The organism is Sphingopyxis sp. LARHCG72 (assembly GCF_052871675.1).
Genome location: NZ_JBIXJU010000008.1, coordinates 148,882 through 170,145 on the forward strand (window position 1 = coordinate 148,882; position 21,264 = coordinate 170,145).

The 21,264-nt window shown below is 66.8% G+C and carries 21 protein-coding genes; 5 read left to right on the top strand and 16 right to left on the bottom strand.

The features are described 5' to 3' along the window. Window positions 1-7: 7 nt before the first annotated feature. From phhA to ACIPPQ_RS17870, 16 genes are all read right to left on the bottom strand, one after another. Window positions 8-880: a phenylalanine 4-monooxygenase gene (gene phhA, locus ACIPPQ_RS17795; RefSeq protein ID WP_446545396.1), complete on the bottom strand. Its 873-nt coding sequence runs from the start codon at window positions 878-880 to the stop codon at window positions 8-10. A gap of 39 nt (window positions 881-919) precedes the next feature. Beyond that, entirely contained in the window at window positions 920-1,540 is a 621-nt protein-coding gene (locus ACIPPQ_RS17800; RefSeq protein ID WP_446545397.1) for a molybdenum ABC transporter ATP-binding protein, read from the bottom strand. Further along, entirely contained in the window at window positions 1,530-2,225 is a 696-nt protein-coding gene (modB, locus tag ACIPPQ_RS17805; RefSeq protein WP_446545398.1) for a molybdate ABC transporter permease subunit, read from the bottom strand. The genes ACIPPQ_RS17800 and modB overlap by 11 nt, the downstream gene beginning before the upstream one ends. Further along, on the bottom strand, window positions 2,225-2,989 hold the full coding sequence (gene modA / locus ACIPPQ_RS17810; protein WP_446545399.1) for a molybdate ABC transporter substrate-binding protein: 765 nt from the start codon (window positions 2,987-2,989) through the stop codon (window positions 2,225-2,227). The genes modB and modA overlap by 1 nt, the downstream gene beginning before the upstream one ends. An 8-nt stretch (window positions 2,990-2,997) precedes the next feature. After that, window positions 2,998-4,350 (bottom strand): PepSY-associated TM helix domain-containing protein, encoded by a 1,353-nt coding sequence (locus tag ACIPPQ_RS17815; protein WP_446545400.1) that lies wholly within the window; start codon window positions 4,348-4,350, stop codon window positions 2,998-3,000. An 11-nt stretch (window positions 4,351-4,361) separates the two neighbouring features. After that, complete coding sequence (locus ACIPPQ_RS17820; RefSeq protein WP_446545401.1) at window positions 4,362-6,371, bottom strand: TonB-dependent receptor family protein; 2,010 nt, start codon at window positions 6,369-6,371, stop codon at window positions 4,362-4,364. Window positions 6,372-6,443: 72 nt separating this feature from the next. Next, entirely contained in the window at window positions 6,444-6,836 is a 393-nt protein-coding gene (locus tag ACIPPQ_RS17825; protein ID WP_446545402.1) for a DUF2946 family protein, read from the bottom strand. A 65-nt stretch (window positions 6,837-6,901) separates the two neighbouring features. After that, window positions 6,902-8,071, bottom strand: a complete 1,170-nt coding sequence (locus ACIPPQ_RS17830) for a sterol desaturase family protein (protein ID WP_446545403.1) — start codon at window positions 8,069-8,071, stop codon at window positions 6,902-6,904. A gap of 61 nt (window positions 8,072-8,132) precedes the next feature. Continuing rightward, a complete protein-coding gene (gene ligA / locus ACIPPQ_RS17835) occupies window positions 8,133-10,307 on the bottom strand; it encodes an NAD-dependent DNA ligase LigA (RefSeq protein WP_446545404.1) in 2,175 nt (724 codons plus the stop codon). Next, window positions 10,304-10,702: a putative quinol monooxygenase gene (locus tag ACIPPQ_RS17840; protein ID WP_446545405.1), complete on the bottom strand. Its 399-nt coding sequence runs from the start codon at window positions 10,700-10,702 to the stop codon at window positions 10,304-10,306. The genes ligA and ACIPPQ_RS17840 overlap by 4 nt, the downstream gene beginning before the upstream one ends. Then, complete coding sequence (locus tag ACIPPQ_RS17845; RefSeq protein WP_446545406.1) at window positions 10,699-11,382, bottom strand: GNAT family N-acetyltransferase; 684 nt, start codon at window positions 11,380-11,382, stop codon at window positions 10,699-10,701. Before ACIPPQ_RS17845 ends, ACIPPQ_RS17840 begins: the two co-directional genes overlap by 4 nt. Then, window positions 11,379-13,049 carry a DNA repair protein RecN gene (recN, locus tag ACIPPQ_RS17850; protein WP_446545407.1) on the bottom strand — a complete coding sequence of 557 codons (1,671 nt, stop codon included), beginning with the start codon at window positions 13,047-13,049 and terminating at the stop codon, window positions 11,379-11,381. Before recN ends, ACIPPQ_RS17845 begins: the two co-directional genes overlap by 4 nt. 32 nt (window positions 13,050-13,081) lie before the next feature. After that, window positions 13,082-13,876: an outer membrane protein assembly factor BamD gene (locus tag ACIPPQ_RS17855; RefSeq protein ID WP_446545408.1), complete on the bottom strand. Its 795-nt coding sequence runs from the start codon at window positions 13,874-13,876 to the stop codon at window positions 13,082-13,084. A 61-nt stretch (window positions 13,877-13,937) separates the two neighbouring features. Further along, window positions 13,938-14,660, bottom strand: coding sequence for a peptidylprolyl isomerase (locus tag ACIPPQ_RS17860; RefSeq protein ID WP_446545409.1), 723 nt, complete (start codon window positions 14,658-14,660; stop codon window positions 13,938-13,940). Window positions 14,661-14,712: 52 nt separating this feature from the next. Beyond that, window positions 14,713-15,792 (bottom strand): PepSY-associated TM helix domain-containing protein, encoded by a 1,080-nt coding sequence (locus ACIPPQ_RS17865; protein WP_446545410.1) that lies wholly within the window; start codon window positions 15,790-15,792, stop codon window positions 14,713-14,715. 38 nt (window positions 15,793-15,830) lie between these two features. Beyond that, window positions 15,831-17,888 (bottom strand): TonB-dependent receptor domain-containing protein, encoded by a 2,058-nt coding sequence (locus ACIPPQ_RS17870; protein WP_446545411.1) that lies wholly within the window; start codon window positions 17,886-17,888, stop codon window positions 15,831-15,833. Window positions 17,889-18,013: 125 nt separating this feature from the next. Here ACIPPQ_RS17870 and ACIPPQ_RS17875 point away from each other — a divergent pair, with 125 nt between their 5' ends. The 5 genes from ACIPPQ_RS17875 (at window position 18,014) to ACIPPQ_RS17895 (ending at window position 21,234) form a co-directional block, all read left to right on the top strand. Beyond that, on the top strand, window positions 18,014-18,694 hold the full coding sequence (locus tag ACIPPQ_RS17875) for a hypothetical protein (RefSeq protein WP_446545412.1): 681 nt from the start codon (window positions 18,014-18,016) through the stop codon (window positions 18,692-18,694). A 48-nt stretch (window positions 18,695-18,742) separates the two neighbouring features. Beyond that, entirely contained in the window at window positions 18,743-19,126 is a 384-nt protein-coding gene (locus ACIPPQ_RS17880) for an ArsR/SmtB family transcription factor (RefSeq protein ID WP_446545413.1), read from the top strand. After that, window positions 19,123-19,656: an SRPBCC family protein gene (locus ACIPPQ_RS17885; RefSeq protein ID WP_446545414.1), complete on the top strand. Its 534-nt coding sequence runs from the start codon at window positions 19,123-19,125 to the stop codon at window positions 19,654-19,656. Before ACIPPQ_RS17880 ends, ACIPPQ_RS17885 begins: the two co-directional genes overlap by 4 nt. Window positions 19,657-19,778: 122 nt before the next feature. Then, complete coding sequence (locus ACIPPQ_RS17890) at window positions 19,779-20,786, top strand: acyl-CoA thioester hydrolase/BAAT C-terminal domain-containing protein (protein WP_446545415.1); 1,008 nt, start codon at window positions 19,779-19,781, stop codon at window positions 20,784-20,786. Continuing rightward, window positions 20,770-21,234 (top strand): nucleoside deaminase, encoded by a 465-nt coding sequence (locus ACIPPQ_RS17895; protein WP_446545416.1) that lies wholly within the window; start codon window positions 20,770-20,772, stop codon window positions 21,232-21,234. The genes ACIPPQ_RS17890 and ACIPPQ_RS17895 overlap by 17 nt, the downstream gene beginning before the upstream one ends. Window positions 21,235-21,264 lie beyond the last annotated feature (30 nt).

The window sequence follows — 21,264 nt, forward strand, 5'->3', positions numbered from 1 at the left end:
GGATCGGTCAGCCGCTCTTGGCGAGCGCATAATCCTGTGTGCCGTGGGTGATCACCGCGTCCCCCGGCAATATGTCGGCGATCGGGATCGGCGGCAGCGCGGCGTTGGCGGCGTAGAGCGGCGCGAAATCGGTGTTCACCGTCGTGTCGAGCAGCTGGTCGAGGCTGTCGATGACGAAATAATTCTGCTGGAAATCGTCGATCCGGTAATCGGTGCGCATCACGCGCGCGAGGTCGAAGCCAATGCGGTTCGGGCTGTCCGAATCGAGTGCGAAGACGCTTTCCGCAAAAGAGGAAACGATCCCGGCGCCATAAATGCGCAGGCCGCCGGCTTCGCGGATCAACCCGAATTCGACCGTATACCAGTAAAGCCGCGCGAGCTGTTTCAGCGCGTCGAACTTGAGGCTCCGGAGCCCGCCCTCGCCATAAGCGACCATATAATCGGCGAACACCGGGTCGGCGAGCATCGGAACGTGACCGAAGACGTCATGGAAGACGTCGGGTTCCTGGAGGTAGTCGAGCTGTTCGGGGGTGCGGATGAAATTGCCCGCCGGAAAGCGCCGGTTCGCCAGATGGTCGAAAAAGACATCGTCGGGAACGAGCCCCGGCACCGCGATCACCTGCCACCCCGTCGCCGCCATCAGCCGCGCGTTGAGCTCGCGATAGTCGGGAATGCCCGGCTTTTCGAGACGCAGCACGTCGATCCCGCGCAGGAAAGCATCGGCCGCGCGGCCGGGGAGCATGTCCGACTGGCGCGCGAACAGGCGGTCCCACATCGCATGTTCATCGGCGGTGAAGGCGTCCCAATTCTGCGAAATCGTCCAGTCGGCCGCGGCGCCGGGTGGCGGCGTGTCATGGACGTGGGTAAACTGGCTTTCCATATCGCGCCTTCTATCACAGAAATGGTTTCAAGTGAAACTTTATGCGTCGATCGTCACCACTGCGGTCGCCAGCCGGTCGACCTCGGCGCGGTCGTGGCTGACGTAGAGGACCGGCAGCTTGAGCTCGTCGCGCACCCGTTCGATCACCGCCATGATATCGCCGCGCCGCGCCGCGTCGAGCGACGAGAGCGGTTCGTCCATCAGCAGGATTTCGGGGCCCGCGAGCAAGGCGCGGCCGATCGCGACGCGCTGTGCCTCACCCCCCGACAGGCTGTGCGGCCAGCGATCGAGCAGATGGCCGATGCCGAGGAAGCGGGTCGCTTCGTCGAGGCGCATCCAGCGATTCGCCGGTTGCGCGAGGTCCCGGCCGTAGGTCAGGTTCGCGCGGACGCGGCGGTGCGGGAAGAGGCGCCCGTCCTGGAACACATAGCCGACGCGCCGCGCCTCGGGCGGGAGGTCGGTGCCTTCACCGAACAGCGTGCGCTCCCCGATCCGGATATGCCCGCGATCGGGCTTGAGCAGCCCCGCGACCATGTTGAGGATGCTCGTCTTGCCCGCGCCCGACGGCCCGAACAGCGCGGTCAGCCCCGGCCCGGCGGTGAAGCGCGCGGCGATCGTGCGGTCGCCGAGGCGGCGGGCGACGTCGATATCAATCGCCATGCGCGCGCCTTCCCGCATGACTGCGCCGTACCAGCCATTCCGACAGCACCAGCGCGCCGAGCGACAGCGCGACCGACAGCAGCGCGAGACGCGTCACCATCGCTTCGCCGCCGGGAACCTGCAGCGCCGAATAGATGGCGAGCGGCAAGGTGCGTGTTTCACCCGGGATGTTCGAGACGAAGGTGATCGTCGCGCCGAACTCGCCGATCGAGCGCGCGAAGCCGAGCACGAGTGCCGCGAGCACGCCGGGGAGCGCGAGCGGAAGGCTGATCGTCCAGAAGCTGTGCCAGCGGCTGGCGCCGAGCGTTCGCGCCGCGCCCTCGAGCCGTCGGTCGATCCCCTCGATCGACAGCCGCATCGCGCGCACCATCAGCGGCAGCGCCATGATCGCCGCGGCGAGCGCGGCGCCGGTCCAGCGGAACATCAGCGTCATGCCGAACCAGCTTTCGAGCCAGCGGCCGATCGGACCAAAGGGGCCGAAAGCAATCAGCAACAGCCAGCCGGTGACGACCGGCGGCAGGACGAGCGGCAGGTGGACGAGCGCGTCGAGCACAACGCGCCCCGGGAAACGATAGCGCGCGAGAAGCCACGCAAGACCGAAGGCAATGGGAAGCGTCGCAAGCACCGCCACGCCGCCGACCTTCAGCGACAGCGCGACGATCCCCCATTCTTCGGCTGACAGCATCAAGGCGCCGAGAAGCCGTGGCGGGCGAAGATCGCGCGTCCCTGTTTCGACAGGAGGAAAGCGCGGAAGCCCGCAGCCTCCTTGTGCCGCGACGCCTTGAGCAGCGCGACGGGATAGCGGATCGGCGGATGGCTCGTCGCGGGGAAGGTTCCGACAATGCGCACGGACTTCGATGCGCGCGCGTCGGTTGCGTAGACGATGCCGAGCGGCGCCGCACCGCGTTCGACGAGCGCCATCGCCGCGCGGACATTCTCGGCGGGCGCGACCTTGGCGGCGACGCCGTTCCAGACACCCAGCGCGGTGAGCGCCGCTTTCGCATATTTGCCCGCGGGAACCGCCGCGGGATCGGCGAGCGCGAGCCGGCCCGTGCCGAGCGCCTTCGCGAGCGGAAAGCCGCGCGCGGGGGTCAGGCGAACGTTGCTCGCCGCGGGCGCGATCAGCACGAGGCGGTTGCCGAGCAGCGTGGTGCGCGTGCCGGCGCGCAGAAGTCCCGCCTTGGCCACCGCATCCATCCATTCCTCGTCGGCCGAGAGGAACAGGTCGGCGGGCGCCCCCGCTATCGCCTGCCGCGCGAGCGCCGACGAGGCGGCGAAGGAGAGGACGGGTTTGGCGTGACCCTTCGCGGCCCAGACGTTCGCCGCCTCGCTCAGCGATTCCTGCAAGCTCGCCGCCGCAAGCACGACCGGCCCGCGCTCCTGCGCGAATGCCGCGGGGGCAAGGAGCAACGCGGCGAGCGCGACGAAGAGGTGGAGGAGGCGTGCCATCGCCCCACCTATAGTCGCGCCGGGGCCTTTGCCGCAACGCCGAGCCAGCGCGCCGCACGCGGAAGGCGCGGCAACAGGAGGCGCTCGACGATCCAGAGAAGGATCAGCGAGGCGGCGAGCATGGGGAGGAGTGCGGCGAGGATCAGGACCAGCGCCGCAACGCCGCGGAGTTTCGCGGGATCGCGCGCGGCGGGCGGCGCGCCGAGCGCATCGTCGGGCCGGCGGCGGTGCCACATCAGGAAGCCCGAGATCGCGAGGGTGAACAGCGCGAGCGCGGTGGCGACCCCGATCAGCTGGTTGGCGAGACCGAAGAGTTGCCCCTCGTGCCACGCGATGCCGTAGCCGACGGCGCGGTCGATGGCGTGCTTGTCGGCAAAGCCGCTGCGCGCGACTTCGATGCTCGTTTCGGGGTCATAACTGACCTTGCGGACTTGCGGCCGGTTCTGGGTGAGCGTCGTCAGCGTCCAGACGTTGCCGTTGGGCGGACCGAAGGCGTTGGGCGCGCCGGGCGGCTGGATAATCGCGGGCGCGGGCATATGCTCGGTGCGGGAACGGAGCACGATATATTCGAGACGCGCGCGAGGTGGTGGTCCGGCAGGCGTGGCGGCCGCCATCGCGCTATGGTCGTGCGCGGCGTGCGGGTCCGCGCCGCCCTTCCAGTCCTGCACCCCCGATACCCAGCCCATTTCGGCGCGGACGGCGCGGAAACCGCTCGCCCACACGTCGGTCCATGGCAGCGCGGTGAAGAGAAGGACGAGCGCGAGGCCCGAGACCCAGAAGCCGGTGACGGCGTGGAGATCGCGCAGCGCGGCGCGCCCGCCGAGCGACAGCCGCGGCCAGACCACCCCCGCGGCGCCGCGTCCGCGCGGCCACCAGAGATAGAGGCCGGTCAGGATCATCACGATCGCCCAGCTCGCGGCGAGCTCGACGAGCAGGCGACCGGTGCGGCCGATGAGCAGCGTGCCGTGGATGCGCGACAGCCACGCCGAAATGCGCTGGTCGGGGTCGGCGGTGCCGACCACCTTGCCTTGGGGTGAGACGGCAATGTCGCGCATCCCGCCACCCGGCAGGCCGATGTGGACGACCGCCGAATCGCCGGGGGCGCCGGGGATGCGGTAATAATGGAAGCTCGCGCCGGGAAACGCGGCGAGCGCGGCGGCGACCTGTGCATCGGCATCGACCGCGCCCGCCGTCGGCAGGCCGCGCCACGCGCGCTCCTCCCACCGGTCAAGCTCGGGCTTGAACAGATAGGCGGCGCCCGTCACCGAAAGGATCAGAATGAAGGGGATAACGAACAGTCCGGCATAGAAATGCCAGCGCCAGATCGTGCGATAAAGCGGAACCCGGTTGCTGTCGGTCATCCCCCGCCCCTTCAGAAGCGCGCGCGGATGCCCGCCGACACCGCGCGGCGCTCGACGGGGTAATAGATCGCCGATGCGGACGTGACCGCGATCGCCGCACTGATGTCGCCGATCGCCTTCTTGCCGGTGATATTGCGGACGTCGACGAAGGCGTCGATGCCGTTCGCAATCGTCGCGCCGCCGGTGATGCCGATCAGCGCATAGCCGGGCGTACGGACCTGATTGCGGTAATCGGCAAAGGGGCCCTCGGGTACCCACTCGAGGTTCGGCGCGATATGCAGCGCGTCGGTGCCGAAGCGCAATTCCGCCCGGTATACATGCTTCGGCACGACCGGCAGGCGGTTGTCGCCGAACTGCGCGTCACCCCGGAAGCGGAAGTCGCTGTAGGTATAGGCTTGGCGCAAGCGCAGCCAGCCAGTCGGTGCGAGGTCCAGCCCCGCTTCGACGCCCTGATGCAGGGTGCGGTTGGCGTTGAATGTTGCCGCCGGAATATTGCTGTTGGTCGTGAACTGGAGCAGCTCGCCCTTCAGCGTCGAGCGGTAGAAAGCGACGTCCCAGCTCACGAACCCGACTTTGCCGCGCGTGCCAAATTCGGCAGTCCATGCGCGTTGCGGACGGATGTCCGAAACCACCGTGCTCGTCGGCGGGGTACCGATCGTCTGGAACACTTCGCCGAAGCCGGGGAATTCGGCCGAGCGGCTGTAGTTGGCGAAGAACTGGATATCGGCGGCGGGCTCGAACAACAGGCCGAACTTCGGGGAGAAGGCGTCGAAGTCGATCCGGCCGTCGGTCGCCGGGGTGACGGAGAAATTGACCGCCCGCTTGCGCCAGCCATCGGCGTAGACGCCGCCTGCGACCAGCGTCAGTGTGTCGACGGGCCGCACACGCACTTCGCCATAGAGCGTCGCGGTCTGTGCCTTCTGGTCGGCGTCGAAAGTCAGCGCCCCGCGCCGCCCGCCGCTATTGACGAACTGGCGCGCATCGGTGCTGCCGCGGCGGATTTCACCGCCGACCGTCACCTCGACCGCGCCGGTCGCATAGTCGGCACGGAAGAAGCTGCCGACATCGACCGACTTCTGGTCGATGAGCTGGAAGATCGGGTGGTGGAGCGACTTGGCGTTGACGAAGCCGCCGACATCGAGGGTGAGGGCGCCCCAGTCGAAGCCCGTGCGGTTCTGGAGGCGCAGCGAGTCGATGTCGCGCGCCTGATCGCCCGCCACCGCACCGGCATTGGCCTTGCGCGGGGTCGACAAGGCTTCAGCCATCGTCAGTGCGCCGGGCAGTTCCTGCCGGATATGGTTGACGCTGGCATAGAAGCGCGTGCTCGCCACATCGCTCAGCTTCAACCCGACATTGCCCTGAAAGCGCAGGCTGCGACGCTTCGCGTGGTCGCGGTCGCCATCCGACGTGTCGGCACTGACCGCGCCCCACGCGTCGACGCGCTCGCTTGCGACGCCCGCCGAAAGCAGGCCGCGAAAGCTGTCGAAACTGCCAACGTCGGCGCGCAAATAGATGCCCTGCGCCGTGCGGCCCGTCGGGGTCACGCCGTTGATCGCGCCGCCCAATGTGCCCGACCCGAAGCGCAGCGCGTTGGCGCCGCGATACACTTCGAGATGGTCGAAGAAGATCGGTTCGAGCTCCTGGAAATCGCCATTGTCGTCGGCGAGGTTGGTCGGCACGCCGTCCTGGAGCAGCGTGAGCCCGCGCATGTGGAAGCCGCGCGACAGGCCCGAGCCGCGGATTGCGATGCGCACCTCCTGCCCGTAACGCGGCTGGAGGTAGACGCCGGGCGAGAAAGCGAGCGTGTCGCGCAGGCTCACGACCGATTTGTCGGCATAGTCTTCGTAGGAAACGACGTCGGTGCCCCCGGGCGTTTGCGCCGCGCGCGCCTCCGCAGCGTCGGTCGCGGTCGGTGCGGTGACGATGATCGTCGAATCGGCTTCATCGGCATGGGCGGGAACGGCGGCAAGGCAAGTGGCGAGCGCCAGCAAGGGCGCCGCATAATCAGCATATTTTGTCATTGGAAATCTCTTCCCCGGATACAGGCATGGATCCGCGCCGCGCTTTATGCGCGGGCGGCAGGTCAGGCTGAATCAGGCGAAGAGAGGTGGTCCGGTACTCGGCGGAAGCGGCGACGCGGTGCCCGGGGCGAAGCCGAGCGCGCGCGCGGCGACGGGTACAGGTTCCGCGGCCATGGGCGCCGCGGCGAGGACCGGCAGGTCGGGTACGATCGGCGCGTTTGCGAGCGCGCCCCACGGGCAATGCTGCTGCGCGTCGCCCTTGTCGTGGCTGCCCGCCTTATCGAGCGGAATCGTCATCGTCCCGCCGGGATTGGCGGGGTCCGAACAGATGCGCACCGTGATCGACCCGCCCGCATCGCTCTCGATCATCCAGCCCGGCGCGACGAGCACCCGCGCGGCGAGCGCGAGCAGCAGCGGCAACAGCAGCAGGATGCCGGGACGGCGAAAGGCGGCGAGGATGCCCACTTGCCGCGCCTTATGGCGCGAGCATGGCGCTGGCAAGCGGACAGATTGCCCTACGCTGCTCCAAGCTATTCGGCGGGCGTCTCGTCGGTCTTCTTGCCGGTGCGCGTCCAGGGATAGAGGAACTGGCCCCAATAATGTTTGGGCACATCCTCGGGGATGCCGTAATTTTCGGGCCAGCGGTCCTTCGGCAGATGGAAAGTGCCGAACAATTTGTCGATCCACGGGAAATGGATCGCGAAATTGACGTCGAACGCTTCGCGCTCGAGCCCGTGATGCCAATGGTGGAAACGCGGGGTCGCGATCCAGTGGCCGAGCCGGTTGAAATTGCCCCCGACATTGGCGTGGAGCAGCGACGACCAGACATAAACGAAGCCGATATAGGCCTGCATCACCGACGGCGCGAAGCCGAGGGTGAAGAGGGGCAGCGAGGTGATCGAGCGCAGCAGGATGATCTCGACGAAGTGCATCCGCGAGCCCGCGAGCCAGTCCATCGATTTCGCGCTGTGGTGCACCGCGTGGAAACCCCAGAGGAAGGGATAGCGATGGAAGGTGCGGTGGAACCAATATTGCGCCATGTCCGACGCGACGACCACGATGACGAACTGGACGATCCACGGCAGCGACGCGACCGCGGCGCGAAAGGCCTCCCAGTTCGAGGTATTCTCGTTGATGATTGTCGAGGGCGCGAGCGCGAGGAAGCCCAAGACCTGCACGAACATCGTGCTGACAAGATAATAGAACAGATCCTCGCGCCATTCGGTGCGGAACAGCCGCTGCGTGCGGCGGTGCGGAAAGGCGCGCTCGAGCGGCGCGAACATGAAGCCGGTTACGAGCAGGTTCACGACGAAGAAATCGAGCCCGAAGAAGATGCCCCAGTCGCGCGTTTCCTGAGGCTGGACGTTCGCCCCGCCGACGAGGATCGCGGCGAGCCCGATCATCAGCGCGGTAAGGCCGAGAACCTTGCGTGGGCGGAGCAGCAGGCTGAGCAATGACAGGCCGTAACTCACCAGCAACACCGCATGAACCAGCCCGCGAAAACCGCCCCAATGCTTGATGATTGCGAGTTCGGGGGTCGCGAACCAGTCGGGGAAGCGTAGCGCGACCACCATGAAGAAACCCGCGATCGCGAACAGCAGTCCGAAGAAGCCCGACAGCCAGCCGCTGCCGAAACGCCGCACCTCGGTATGCGATTCGAGATCGCGCATCAGGTTCTGGAGATAGTCACGTTTTGCCATGCGGCCCCCTCACAGCATTTCCGCCGCGCCGTCTGTGATGGCGCGCACCGTTGATAACGTCCTAACCCGCCGCCGCGACGATCGTCGCCCACTCGGCTTCGTCGATCACGCGGATGCCCAGTGCACTCGCCTGCTTGAGCTTCGACCCCGCCCCGGGGCCCGCGACGACCAGATCGGTCTTGGCGCTGACGCTGCCCGCGGCCTTGGCACCGAGCGCTTCGGCCTGCGCCTTCGCCTCGTCGCGGCTCATCGTCTCGAGCTTGCCGGTGAAGACGACCGTCATACCCGACACTTCACTCTCGCGCGTTTCGACGACGTAAGGCGGCGGCGAGACTTCGGAGAGGAGGTCGTCCCACAGCGCGCGGTTGTGCGGTTCGTGGAAGAAATCGGCGAGCGCCTCCGCGACTGCGGGACCGATGCCGTCGGCGCGGACTTCGAGGATCGCCTTGAACGCCTCGACCTTGCGCGTCGTATATTTGCCGTCCGATTCGCCTTCGCCTTGCGGGTTTGCCTCAAGATAGGTGTGAATCTCGGCGGCTTTCTCCGGAAGGCGCCGGATATCGCCGAGCCCTTTGAGCAGGTCGCGGGCGGTCACCGCACCGACGTGGCGGATGCCGAGGCCGAAAAGCAGCCGCGCGGCGTCGGGCGTGCGCTTGGCCTCGATCGCGGCGAAGAGATTGTCGACTGACTTCTCCTTCCAGCCCTCGCGCCCCAGCAGCTCGGCGCGATGCTCTTTCAGGCGGAAAATGTCGGCGGGCCCCTTGTCGAGCCAGCCCAGTTCCAGAAACTCCGCGATGCTCTTTTCGCCCAGCCCCTCGATATCGAGCGCGCCGCGGCTCACGAAGTGCCGCAAACGCTCGAACTTTTGCGCGTTGCAGATGAGGCCGCCGGTGCAACGGACGTCGACCTCGCCCTCCTCGGCGACGGCCTCGCTGCCGCAGACCGGGCAATGGTCGGGAAAGACATAAGCGGCGCGATCCTCGTCGCGGGTCAGGTTTTCGACGACCTGCGGGATCACGTCGCCCGCGCGCTGGATCACGACGCGGTCGCCGGGGCGCACACCGAGACGGCCGATTTCGTCGCGATTATGGAGCGTGACGTTCGAGACGACCACCCCGCCGACGGTGACCGGGACAAGCCGCCCGACGGGGGTGAGTTTACCCGTGCGACCGACCTGGATGTCGATGGCCTCCAATGTGGTCTGCGCGCGTTCGGCAGGGAATTTATGCGCGATGGCCCAGCGCGGAGCCTTCGCGACAAAGCCCAGTCGCGCCTGCCAGTCGAGCCGGTCGACCTTGTAGACGACGCCATCGATATCATAGGGCAGCTCCGCGCGCTGGCGCTCGATGTCGGCATAATGGGCGAGGATGTCGGCGACCAATTCATAGCGGCGCAGGAGCGGCGAGACCGGCACGCCCCAGCTTTCGATCCGCTTCATCATCTCGAACTGCGTCGCCTCCGGAAGCGCGCTCACCTCGCCCCAGCCGTGCGCGAGGAAACGCAAGGGGCGCGATGCGGTGACACTCGCGTCCTTCTGGCGCAGCGAGCCCGCGGCGGCGTTGCGCGGGTTGGCGAACTGGCGGACGGTGGCGGGATCGAACTCTTGTTCGCGTTGCAGCGCGAGCGCCCTGCCCTCTTCGAGCAGCCGTTCGTTGAGCGCCGCGAAATCGCCCTTCGCCATATAGACTTCGCCGCGGATCTCGAAAACGTCGGGAATGTCGCCCTTCAGGACCTGCGGAATGTCGGCGATCGTCGCGACATTCGGGGTCACATCCTCGCCGACGCTGCCATCTCCGCGCGTCGCCGCCTGCACGAGCTGGCCCTTCTCGTACCGCAGCGAGCAGGAGAGGCCGTCGATCTTGTCCTCGGCGGTCAGCGCGACAACCTCGTCCGCGCCGAGATTCAGGAAGCGGCGAACGCGCGCCGCAAATTCCTCGACATCCTCGCCCGAGAAGGCGTTGTCGAGGCTCATCATCCGCTGCGCGTGGGTGACCTTGGCGAGCGGCGACGCCTCGACCGCGGCGCCGACCTGATTATTCGGGCTGTCGGCACGGATCAGCGCCGGGAACGCGGCTTCGAGTTCGTTGTTGCGGCGGACGAGCGCGTCATAATCGGCGTCCGAAATCTCCGGCGCATCCTCGGCATGATAGCGTTTGCTGTGATAGGCGATCTGCTTCGCCAATCGCATCAGTTCATTGGCGGCGTCGGCTTGGGAAAGCGATTCAATCTCGGTCATGCACCGGTCTTTGCCACCGGCTTGAACTCGGCGCGAGTGCCAAATCCGGCGATCAGCGGGCGACCCTTTTTGATCGCTTCCTGCACCGCGGGAAGTTGCAGCGAAGCGGCATGCGCCGCTTTCGTTTCCCAGATTTCGACGATCCAGATCGCGTCTGGGTTCGCGCTGTCCTCGCCGATCAGATAGCCCATGTTGCCCGGCATCGCTCCGGTGCCTTCACCGAGGATCGCGACCAGTTCGGCGCGTTTGCCGGGCAGCGCCAGCATCTGGCCGATCAGGCCATATTCGGGAACAAGCTCTTCCATTCGCGCCTCCAGCGCCTGCAATTGACCCGCCGGCAGCAGCGCGGCCGCCATCGCCAGCATCGCGGCGAGATGCTCGCGCCGGTTCATCATTTTGCGATCGCCAGCACATGCACCTCGCGGCGGATACGGAAACCGAGCGATTCATAGAGCGCGATCGCGCCGGCATTGTCGGCATAGCTGTGCAGGAAGGGCTGTTCGCCCCGCGCGACCATTTCGCGCATGACATGACCGATCAGCGCGCGCGCCAGCCCGCGGCCGCGGCAGTCCTCCCACGTCGACACCCCGCTGACCTCGGCCATGCCGGGGACCAATATGCGCTGTCCCGCCATCGCGAGCAGACGGCCGTTCTCGCGGATACCGAAAAAGGGTCCGTAGCGGTGCGTCTTCGGTCCCCAGGGGCCGGGTTTTGCGTGCTCGGCAAGCGCCGCCATTTCGGGCGCGTCTTCCTCATCGAGCGCAAGGATCGCGGGTTCGCCGTCACGCGGCGGCGGCGGGCCTTCGGCCACCATCTGCGCGAGCACCGCGCGCTTCACCTCGCGCGTACCCGCGGGAACGGGCCAGCGTTCGCCCTCGACGATCCAGATTTCGCCGTCGTCGGGCACAAGGTCCGCGAGCGCGGCCTGTGCCTCGGCGCCGGTGTCGGCGGCGACGCCGAACACGCCATAGCCGCGATCGATCCGCACCGCGCGCGCGTCGCCTTCGGCGAGATGCGCCTGCCGCCCGGTGAGCATGCTCCAGACGGGACGGTCGAGCGGGTGCGGCGCGGTCATGCCGCGACCTCCAGCAGCCGCTCCGCCTGCGCCCGCGCTTCGTCGGTCACTTCGGCGCCCGACAGCATCCGCGCGATTTCCTCGCGGCGGCCGGCTTCGTCGAGTTCGTGGACGCTGGTGCGCGTGACGATACCCTCGCTCGACTTGGCGATGATGAAATGCGCGGCGCCCTTGGCCGCGACCTGCGGGCTGTGGGTCACGGCAAGGAGCTGTTTCCCGGCGCCCGCGAGCCTTGCGAGGCGTTCGCCGATCGCGCTGGCAACCGCGCCGCCGACGCCGCGGTCGATTTCATCGAAGATGATCGTGTCGGCGCCGCCCTCTTCGGCCAGCGCCACTTTCAGCGCGAGGATGAAGCGCGAGAGTTCGCCGCCCGACGCGATCTTCGCGAGCGGCGCGAAGGGTGCACCGGGATTGGTCGAGATGAGAAATTCGACGCGGTCGATCCCGTCGGCGCCCCAGCGTTCGGCCGGCAGCCGTTCGACCAGCGTCTGGAAGCGCGCGGCGTCGAGCTTGAGCGGCACCAGTTCGCCCGCGACCGCCGTGTCGAGGCGCGTCGCGGCCTTGCTGCGCTGGCCCGAGAGCGCGGTCGCGGCGTGGGTGTAGGCAGCGGCCGTTTGGGCGACTGCGGCCTCGAGTTTCGCGAGCCCCGCGCTGCCGCCCTCGATCGCGTCGAGGCGCGCCGCGAGCGTGCCCGCAAGTTCGGCGAGCTCGTCGGGCTGACACCCATGCTTGCGCGCCATCGCGCGCAGCTCGAACAGCCGCGTTTCGGTCGCTTCGAGCCGTTCGGGGTCATATTCCATCGCGCGCGCGGCTTCGTGGAGCTTGGTCTCGGCCTCGTCGGCTTCGATGATCGCGCGATCGAGCCCGGCGAGCGCCTCGGCGAGCAAGGGATGGTCGCCCGCGAGGCGGTCGAGCCGCCGCGCCGCGCCGCGGAGTTGCGCGGGACCGCTGTCGCTTCCCTCGAACGCTTCCATGATCGCGCCGAGGTCGCCCGCGAGCCGTTCGCCCTTCTGCATCGCCGCGCGGGCTTCGGACAGTTCGGCGTCTTCGCCGGGCTGCGGCGCGAGCGCCTGCAATTCGGCAACACAATGCTCGAGCCATTCGCGGTCGCGTTCGGCCTCCGAAATCGCCGCGCGCGCGGCGGCGAGCTTGTCCCCGGCGGCGCGCCACGCGGCGTGCGCCGCGGCAACGCCGCGGGTATCGGCGCGCGCATAGGCGTCGAGCAGCGCGCGGTGCCCGGCGGGCGCGAGCAGGCCGCGGTCGTCGTGCTGGCCATGGATTTCGACGAGATGGGTGCCGACTTCGCGCAGCAGCGCCGCCGAACAGGGCTGGTCGTTCAGGAAAGCGCGGCTGCCGCCGTCGGCCTTCAAGGTGCGGCGGATCAGCAGCGGTTCGCCGGGTTCGAGCGCGATCTCATTCTCGGCAAGCAACGCGGCGAGCTTCGTCCCCGACGCCGGCGCGGCAAAACTTGCCGTCACCTGTGCCTTGTCGGCCCCCTGCCGCACCAACGCATTGTCGGCGCGCGCGCCGAGCGCGAGGCCGAGCGCATCGAGCAGGATCGACTTGCCCGCGCCGGTTTCACCGGTCAGCACGCCCAGCCCGGCCTCGAAATCGAGGTCGAGCCGTTCGATCAGCACGATATTGGCGATGGAAAGCGCCGTCAGCATGCCCTGCCCTTACCGCAGAACAAAGGCAGAATCTATGCGCTCGGCGCGTTCTTCTGCATCAGCTTGTAGGCGCGTTCGTACCATTCGTTGCCCGGATAGTTGGCACCGAGCACCGCAGCCGATTTTTTCGCTTCACCCGGAATGCCGAGCGCCAGATAGCATTCGGTCAGGCGATAGAGCGCCTCGGGGGCGTGGCTCGTCGTCTGATATTTATCGACGACCTCGCGGAAACGGATCGACGCCGCGAGCCAGTTCGAGCTGCGCTGGTAGAAACGGCCGATTTCCATTTCCTTGCCCGCGAGGTGATCCTGCACCAGATCGACCTTGAGGCGCGCGTCGGACGCGTAGCGGCTGTCGGGATAGCGGCGGATGACTTCGCCGAGCGCATTCTGCGCCTGCTGGGTGATCTTCTGGTCGCGCGTCACGTCGCTGATCTGCTCATAATAGCTGAGGCCGATCAGATAATAGGCGTAGGGCGCGTCCTTGTTGCCCGGGTGGATCGCGAGGAAACGCTGCGCAGCCTCGATCGCCGGGGTATATTCGCGGTCCATATAATAGCTGAACGAGCTCATCAGCTGCGCGCGGCGCGCCCAGGGCGAATAGGGATGCTGGCGCTCCACCTCGTCGAACAGCGCGGCTGCGAGGCCGTACTGGCCGCGATCGAGCCGGTCCTGCGCCGCGCGGTACAGTGTGTTGACGTCGCGCGCGACGTAACGCGTGTCCTTCTTCACATTGCCGCCCCCGGCACAGGCCGCCAGCATGGGGGTGATCACGAGCGCGGCGGCGAGCAGGCGCACGGTTGCGCGCGAGGGGGCAAATCGAGTCATGCGCGCGGTATAGCCACAGCGCGGATGAACGCAAAATAAATGATAGGGGTCGGGCGCAGCTTTACCCCGCCTTGACGACGCACCCCTTCGGGGCATTGGCGGGCGCGGGAACACGTCGCGCGGTCTTGATCGTCACTTGCGGTTCGAGCATCTGCCCGACCATCACGCCCTCGCCCGCGGTCGGCGAGATCGGGGCGTTGAAGATTTGCTCGGCGATGTCGGCGCCGCCGACGATTTCACCGAACACCGCAAAACCCGCTCCGTCTCCGCCCGGTGCGTCACTGTCGAACCCCTTGATGTCGGACAGCAGCAGGAAGAAGTCGCTCGTCGCGTCGCCCGGATTGAGCCGCGCCATCGACAGCGCGCCCTTGCAATTCGTCAGCCCCGTCGCCTTCGTCGGCTCGTGCGCGATCGGCGGGAAATTCCTGCGCGCATCGCCGCGATTGCCCGCCTGGATCAGCTGGTTCGCGGGCCCCCAGCTTTTCGTCGAGCGATAGAATTTGAAACCGTCCATCCGTTTCGCGTCGACATAGCGGAGGAAGTTCGCGGCGGTGACCGGCGCGCGCTTGCTCTCGATCCGCACGGTGATCGTGCCCGCATCGGTGACGAGCGCCACATAGGGCCGCGTGTCGGCCAGTTGCGGGACGGGCAGCGGCGGCGGGGGCGGCGGCGGTGCCATCATCGGCCGAACCGGCCCGGCACGCGGCGCAGCGGGCGGCGGGACGACCGCAGGGGTCGCCTGAGCGGCAGACAGGACAAGGGCGGGAAGGATCATCGTGAGCATGTGCCGATATTAAGCGCAAAGCCTCGACGCGCGCGAGCCTTTTTCCCGATCCTTATCGCCGCCGGCGGAGCCAAAGCCGTAACCCGCTGAGGCAGAGCCAGAGCGTCACCACGCCCCCCGCAAGGACAAGTAGCCGCCCCGCGAGGCCAAAGACCTTCCCCGAGTGGAGCGGATATTGCCAGGCGAAGAATTCGTCGCCTGCGGTGCTGCCATTGTCGTGGCGCGTGCCGGTGACGCGGCCGTCGTCCATCGCGACATAGTGCCAAAGCCGCCCCTGATCGTCGCGGTCGCGCGCGTCGAAGGTGCGCACGGCATAGACGCCATGGTCGGGGAAAATGCGGACGCTGTGAACGCGCCCGCGCTTATCGCCGACGATGCGCGCCATCGCGGCGTCGATGTCGATCGCGGGCGGTGTTTCGGGAACGTCGGCCATGCTTTCGTGGAGGCGGCCGGTGGTCGGCGAGACGAGGGCGACCGCTTCGCGGCTGTCGTCGGGCCACGCCAGCGTCACGCCAGTAACCGCGAGGACGAGGGTCACCGGCAGGAACCAGAGGCCCCAGGCGCGATGCGAATCGAACAGGCGCTTCAGGCTGCCGCGGCGCCCTTCGGTCCGGAATGCGCGCAGCCAGTGCATCCCCTTCGGAAAGGACAGCGCCGCCGCGATGCCGTGATCGATCACCCACAGCAGCGAGACGAGGCCGAAGAACCAGGTCATCCACGGCCCGGCAAGCAGGTCGATGTGAAGGCCGTAGACGATGTCCATCGCATGGCGCCGGTCGAACCTGATCGCGCCGCTTTCGCGCCACCCGAGCACCGATCCGTCGCGCGGATCGGCGAAGACCTGCACGGGCCGCGGCGATCCGCCGATAGGCGCGCGGCCCATCATCCACAGGCTGTCACCGGCATGGCCGGGCAGCTCGATCATGTTCGGCGCAAAGCCCGGCAGCGCGCGCTCAGCCTTTCTTGCAGCATCATCGATAGGCGCGACCTGGTCCGATGCAGGGACCGTCCGCCAATCGGCGTTGAGCGCGCTGTCGAGCTCGTCGTAGAAGGTGACCGCGATGCCGGTAATGGCGAGCAGCGCGAGCCAGAGCCCGGCGACGAGGCCGAACCAGCGATGCCACAGCTTCAAGGCATGGCGCGGCCGCCGCCGGACAGCCGCGCCCGCCATCAAAAGCGGACGGAAGCGGTCAGCCGAACATTGCGCCCCGGTTCGGGCAGGCCCGAAACGATCGCATAGTCGGCAAGGCCGAGCTGGCCGTAATCGGCGGTCGAGGCGTGCGCGATATAGCGCTTGTCGAACAGGTTATAGACCGCCGCCTGCAGTTCGAGCCGGTCGGTCCCGAACGGGCACCAGCTTCCGAACAGGTCGACCGTCGTATAGCCGGGTTTGTCGATGAAATAGGTCTGCGTGACAAAGCCGAGCTGCTTTTCACGGAACAGCACCTCGATGTCGTTGAGATCCTCGAAGCGCGTCAGGCTGGCGCGGAAGTTGAAATGGTCGCTCGGCTGATACCCCGCAGTCACCGACATATTGTCGCCCAGCGAATTGCCGAGCGCGATATGCTCATAGCCCTCGATCCGGTTGCCGTTGAGCCGCGAATCATAGTGGTTGTAATAGGCGTCGAGGCTGAACGGGCCGGTGCGGTAACCGGCGCGCAGTTCGAGCCCCTTCGATTTGAACGTGCCGACATTCTCGTAATAGACCGAGTCCTGAAGCGGCCGCGCAACGCGGTCGCGGCCGAGCTGGTCGAGGATGACGTCCTTGATCGTCATCTCGTAATAGACCGCCGAGGCGGTGAAGCCGCCCGCGTCATATTTCACGCCGCCCTCGACATTGTCGACGCGTTCGGGGCGCAGCGTCGGCGACATCGACAGCCACGCGGGGTTCTTTTCGAGCGTGAAGGCATCGCCGATCTCCTTGCCGCGGAACGCCTCGGCATAGCCGGCATTGAGGCTGAGCCCCGGCAGGATTTCGAACTCGGCGCCAACATTGACGCTCAGCCCGTCGCTCTTGGTGCCCTTGCGATAGGTGAGCTGGTCGAGGTCATAGGCGTCGTAGCGCGCCCCGAAGCTGACGAGCAGCGGGTCGATCACGCGCCAATGGTCCTGGATATAGACGCCCATCAAGGCACCCTTTTCGGTGAAACGGCCGATGTTCGGGTCCCATGCCCATGGCTGCCACTGCGCGGGGGCGCCAAGATATTCGCTCGTTACCCGGTCGCGGCGATGCTCGGCGCCGACGGTGATATCGTGGTTCGCGATCGCGAGGCTGGCGCGCACGTCGAAGCCCCAGGTTTCGATCTCGGCGCCGTAGAGGCCCCAGCGATCGTCGCGGTTCTGCGAGAAATTGGTGCGCGTCCAATAGCCGGTCGCCTCGATGCCGACGCCGCTGTCGCCTTCATAACCATAGTTGAGCACCGCCGTCTGGCGCTTGCCCTTTGCGTCGAACAGCCGGGTATTGGCGAAGACCGGCCAGTTCGGGCGCTGGCCGAAACGCCCGCTCTCGCGGCGCTGTTCATAGCTCGCGGTGACGCGGTGCCCGCCGCCGAGATCGCCGCCGACCTTGACGAAGCCGAGATTCTGTTCGGCGCCGGTCGCGAGCTGGCGGACGCCGTCGCCATCCTTGTACGGATCGCGGTTAACATGGACGTACGAGGCAAGGATGCCGATGTCGCCCGCGATGCGGCCATAGACGGTGCCGCTGAGCTTGTAGCCGTCGTTGCTGAACCAGCCGGCCTTGGCGATGCCGCCGATGTCGCGGCCGTCCTGCAACATGTCGACCGCGTTCCGCGTGCGGAAACGGATCGCGCCACCAACGGCGCCGAAACCCGCGGTCGCCTCGCCCGGTCCGGCCTGGACATCGACCGTTTCAAGCAATTCGGGCTCGATCGTCACGCGGCCGATATGGTGGAACAGCGTACCGCGCTGCGGCGCCCCGTCGATCGTGACGTTGAGCAGCGAATCCTCGAGCCCGCGGACATAGATTTTCTGCGCCAGCCCGATGCCGCCACCGACCGATACCGAGGGTACGCCGCGGAACAGGTCCGCCAGATCGTTCGCCTGGATTATCTCGATTTCCTCGCGGTCGATCTCGACATCGGTCAACGCGCCGACGACGACGATGTCGCCGGTCGCTTCGATCTCACCCTCCTGTGCTTGCGCGGTCTGGCTCGCCAGCGCGAGCGCCGTGGCGCAGCTCATCAGGATTTTGGTGCGAATTTTCATCATGGCCCCCATAGGTCAGCTGTTCGCGGGCGCCGTAGTCGCTATTGCGAACCATTGTCAACAATCGGGCCGATTGGAAAAGCGGAAAAGTCAGGCTAGGCAGCGGTGCCCAAACGGAGAGACCGATGACCGAGACGCCGAAAGCCGATGCCGCGCCCGAACCCGCGCCCCCTGGTGCCGCTGAAATCGGTTCGCGCCTGCTGCGTTACCTGCCGCTGATCACGATCGCGCATTTCCTGATCGGCCTGCCCGCACTGATCGCGTCGCTCGCGCTCGCTTATTTCGCTTTCGTCCAGGCCGAAGCGACGCAGAAGATGCAGACCGGCGGCGTGATGCCCTTTGTCACCTTCGGAACGAGCAATGGGGACAAGGAAGGCAATCAGGATATAGCGCTGACGCTGACGAACAATGGCGTTGGCCCCGCGATCCTTGGCCCCATCGAAATCCGTTATGAAGGCAAGCCGATGACCACCCCGATCGAGTTGCTCAGGACATGCTGTACGGGACCCGACAAGCGCGAATTGCGCTTTTCCACCTCGCCCTCGACAGGGATCGCCGCACGGCCGGGCGAAACCATCGAGTTTGTCAGCTTTCCGCGCACTCCGGAGTCCGAGAAGGTCTGGCAGACGTTCAACAAGGAGCGGTGGAAGCTCAAGGTGCGTGCCTGCTATTGCTCGATCTTCAACGATTGCTGGGTCACCGAAGGTATGCAGGGCTTGCCGAAACCGGTGAACAAATGCCCCGCCAACTGGTCACTCTATCGCGAGGATGCCGGAAACCGCATCGCGGGGATCGAAGCAAAATAATTCAACCAATCGGTTGACAATTAAATCGCGTGCCTCATATTCAACCGCATGGTTGAACATGATTCGCACGCCCTCGATACGATCTTCCACGCTCTCGGCGACGCCACGCGCCGCGCGATGCTCGGCGAGCTTGCCGCCGGCGAACGCACCGTCGGCGAGCTCGCCGAGCCCTTCGCCATGTCGCTCGCGGCGGCGTCGAAACATATCAAGGTGCTCGAAACAGCGGGGCTCGTCCGCCGCGATATCCGCGGCCGCACCCATGTCTGCAGCATCGACCCCGTCCCCTTGATGCGCGCCGATCAGTGGATCGGCATTTATCGCCGCTTCTGGACCGGTCGCCTCGACACGCTCGAAAAGATGCTGCGCGCAGAGGATGCGCCGCCCGCTCCCCCCAAGAAGCCCCTCCCCGGGAAAGAAGGAGAAAAACGATGACGACAATGCTGGACCAGGACCGCTATGGCCTGCTCACCGAGCCCGCGACGCTGACGATCGCGCGCCTGCTCCCCGGCCCGGTCGACCGGATCTGGGCCTATCTGACCGACAGCGACCTGCGCCGCCAATGGCTTGCCGCGGGCGCGATGGAAGCCAGCGTCGGCGCCCCGGTTGAGCTGGTGTGGCGCAACGACGAACTCACCGACCCGCCCGGGACGCGCCCCGACGGCTTTGGCGAGGAGCACCGGATGATGTGCGAAGTCGTCGCAATCGACGCGCCGCACATGCTCTCGATCAGCTGGGGCAGCACCGGCGGCGTGACCTTCACGCTCGAGGAAAAGGGCGACGAGGTACTGCTCACCATCGTCCACAAGCGGATCGAGGATCCCGAAGTTCGGCTCAACGTCAGCGCGGGCTGGCACGCGCATCTCGACGTGCTCGAAGCGCGGACGCGCGGTTCGGAGGCGGCTCCGCACTGGGACCATTGGACCCGGTTGCGCACCGAATATGCCGAGCGGCTGTTCGGCTGACACCCCGATATTTCGGCCGGCAAAGGCGCGCGGGGTATCGTCCCGCGCGCCTTCTTGCACGGCTTGCATATGCACCGACTGCTATATATTGCTAACACAGCCTGGCAGCAGGGAGGGCGGCCATGAAGCGCAGGTGGAAAATAGCTCTGGGTGTGCTCGGCGCGCTCGTCGTGATCGGAGGCGGCGGCTTTGTCTATATGCTGACCCAGCCACCCCCGCCAGCGAAGATCGTGGACGCCGGCCCGACGGGGCAGCGGATTGCCGGCAGCGGCATTTTCGCCAACTACTACCCCGCCGCCGGCACCGGCCCGCATCCCGCGATCCTGCTGCTCGGCGGCTCCGAGGGCGGGCTCGCGAAGGACATCGGAGCGCAGGCGCTGCTGTTGCAGGCCGAGGGCTACAACGTCCTCCAGTTGGCCTATCACAACGCGCCCGGAAAACCGGCAAAGCTCAAAAATGTCCCGCTCGAGGATTTTACCCGCGGGCTCGACTGGCTGAAGAAACAGCCCGGCGTCGATCCGGCGCGGATCGGCATCGTCGGCTATTCGAAGGGCGCCGAGGCAGGACTGCTCGTCGCGACACGCTACCCCGGTATCCGCGCGGTCGCGCTCGGCATGCCGTCGAGCGTCGTGTGGGACGGCATGTCGGGCGAGAATTACATGTTCGGCTCGTTCAGCTCGTCGTGGAGCGAAAAGGGCGAACCGGTGCCGCATCTCGCGTACAAGGGGCGGCCCGACGAACGCGAGCTGATGGCGGTGTTCGAAGGCGGATTGAAAGAGTTGGACCAGAACACCGCGGCGATCATCCCGGTCGAAAGGTTCAAGGGCAAGTTGCTGCTCGTCTGCGGCGAGGCCGAGAAGCTGTGGCCGAGCTGCCCGATGACCGACCAGATCGTCGCGCGCGCCGCAAAAACGGGCGCACCGGCACCGGTCGTCCTCCGCTACAAGGATGCCGGCCACGCCGTGATGGGCGCGCCCTTTGCCGATGCGGCCGCAGCGAAGAAATGGAGCAAGCTGGGCGGTACGGCGGAAGGGAATAGCGCCGCGCGTATCGACAGCTGGCCGAAGATCGTGGCATTCCTGAACGCCGAACTCGGACCGGAACAAAGGGCGGATGGCGGACGACAGTGAAACCTGGCTGCGCGAAGCCATCGCGCTCGCCTATGCCAATGCGGAGAAAGGCGGCCGCCCGTTCGGCGCGGTGATCGTGCGCGACGGACAGATCGTGGCCACGGGCGTGAACGCGATACTGGAAACCGGCGATCCGACATCGCACGCGGAGCTCAACGCGATCCGGCTTGCCAGCGAGACACTGGGCGCAAACCTTCTCGGCTGCGCGGTGTTTGCCAGCGGGCACCCCTGCCCGATGTGCATGGCGGCGATGCGCCTCGCAGGGATCGAGTCCGTAACCTACGCCTATTCGAACGAGGACGGCGAACCTCACGGCCTGTCGACCGCGGCGATCTATGCCGATCTGGCCAAGCCCTTTGCCGAGCAGGCGATGAATATCCGCCACCTGCCTGTCCGGCTGGAGGGCAAGCCCGATCTCTATGCGGGATGGCGGCAGCGGCAGGGGTGATCCCTGCGTGTCGGCCACTCCCCACCCCAT

Bases quoted from the DNA above. Each gene is read 5' to 3' on its own strand.
- ligA (WP_446545404.1), bottom strand. From the start codon at position 10,307: ATGACCGAGATTGAATCGCTTTCCCAAGCCGACGCCGCCAATGAACTG.
- ACIPPQ_RS17845 (WP_446545406.1), bottom strand. From the start codon at position 11,382: ATGACCGCGCCGCACCCGCTCGACCGTCCCGTCTGGAGCATGCTCACC.
- modA (WP_446545399.1), bottom strand. From the start codon at position 2,989: ATGGCACGCCTCCTCCACCTCTTCGTCGCGCTCGCCGCGTTGCTCCTT.
- ACIPPQ_RS17875 (WP_446545412.1), top strand. From the start codon at position 18,014: ATGACCGAGACGCCGAAAGCCGATGCCGCGCCCGAACCCGCGCCCCCT.
- recN (WP_446545407.1), bottom strand. From the start codon at position 13,049: ATGCTGACGGCGCTTTCCATCGCCAATATCGTGCTGATCGAACGGCTC.
- ACIPPQ_RS17840 (WP_446545405.1), bottom strand. From the start codon at position 10,702: ATGATGAACCGGCGCGAGCATCTCGCCGCGATGCTGGCGATGGCGGCC.
- ACIPPQ_RS17830 (WP_446545403.1), bottom strand. From the start codon at position 8,071: ATGGCAAAACGTGACTATCTCCAGAACCTGATGCGCGATCTCGAATCG.
- phhA (WP_446545396.1), bottom strand. From the start codon at position 880: ATGGAAAGCCAGTTTACCCACGTCCATGACACGCCGCCACCCGGCGCC.
- ACIPPQ_RS17895 (WP_446545416.1), top strand. From the start codon at position 20,770: ATGGCGGACGACAGTGAAACCTGGCTGCGCGAAGCCATCGCGCTCGCC.
- ACIPPQ_RS17885 (WP_446545414.1), top strand. From the start codon at position 19,123: ATGACGACAATGCTGGACCAGGACCGCTATGGCCTGCTCACCGAGCCC.
- ACIPPQ_RS17880 (WP_446545413.1), top strand. From the start codon at position 18,743: ATGGTTGAACATGATTCGCACGCCCTCGATACGATCTTCCACGCTCTC.
- ACIPPQ_RS17800 (WP_446545397.1), bottom strand. From the start codon at position 1,540: ATGGCGATTGATATCGACGTCGCCCGCCGCCTCGGCGACCGCACGATC.
- ACIPPQ_RS17870 (WP_446545411.1), bottom strand. From the start codon at position 17,888: ATGAAAATTCGCACCAAAATCCTGATGAGCTGCGCCACGGCGCTCGCG.
- ACIPPQ_RS17820 (WP_446545401.1), bottom strand. From the start codon at position 6,371: ATGACAAAATATGCTGATTATGCGGCGCCCTTGCTGGCGCTCGCCACT.
- ACIPPQ_RS17890 (WP_446545415.1), top strand. From the start codon at position 19,779: ATGAAGCGCAGGTGGAAAATAGCTCTGGGTGTGCTCGGCGCGCTCGTC.
- ACIPPQ_RS17815 (WP_446545400.1), bottom strand. From the start codon at position 4,350: ATGACCGACAGCAACCGGGTTCCGCTTTATCGCACGATCTGGCGCTGG.
- ACIPPQ_RS17855 (WP_446545408.1), bottom strand. From the start codon at position 13,876: ATGACTCGATTTGCCCCCTCGCGCGCAACCGTGCGCCTGCTCGCCGCC.
- ACIPPQ_RS17860 (WP_446545409.1), bottom strand. From the start codon at position 14,660: ATGCTCACGATGATCCTTCCCGCCCTTGTCCTGTCTGCCGCTCAGGCG.
- modB (WP_446545398.1), bottom strand. From the start codon at position 2,225: ATGCTGTCAGCCGAAGAATGGGGGATCGTCGCGCTGTCGCTGAAGGTC.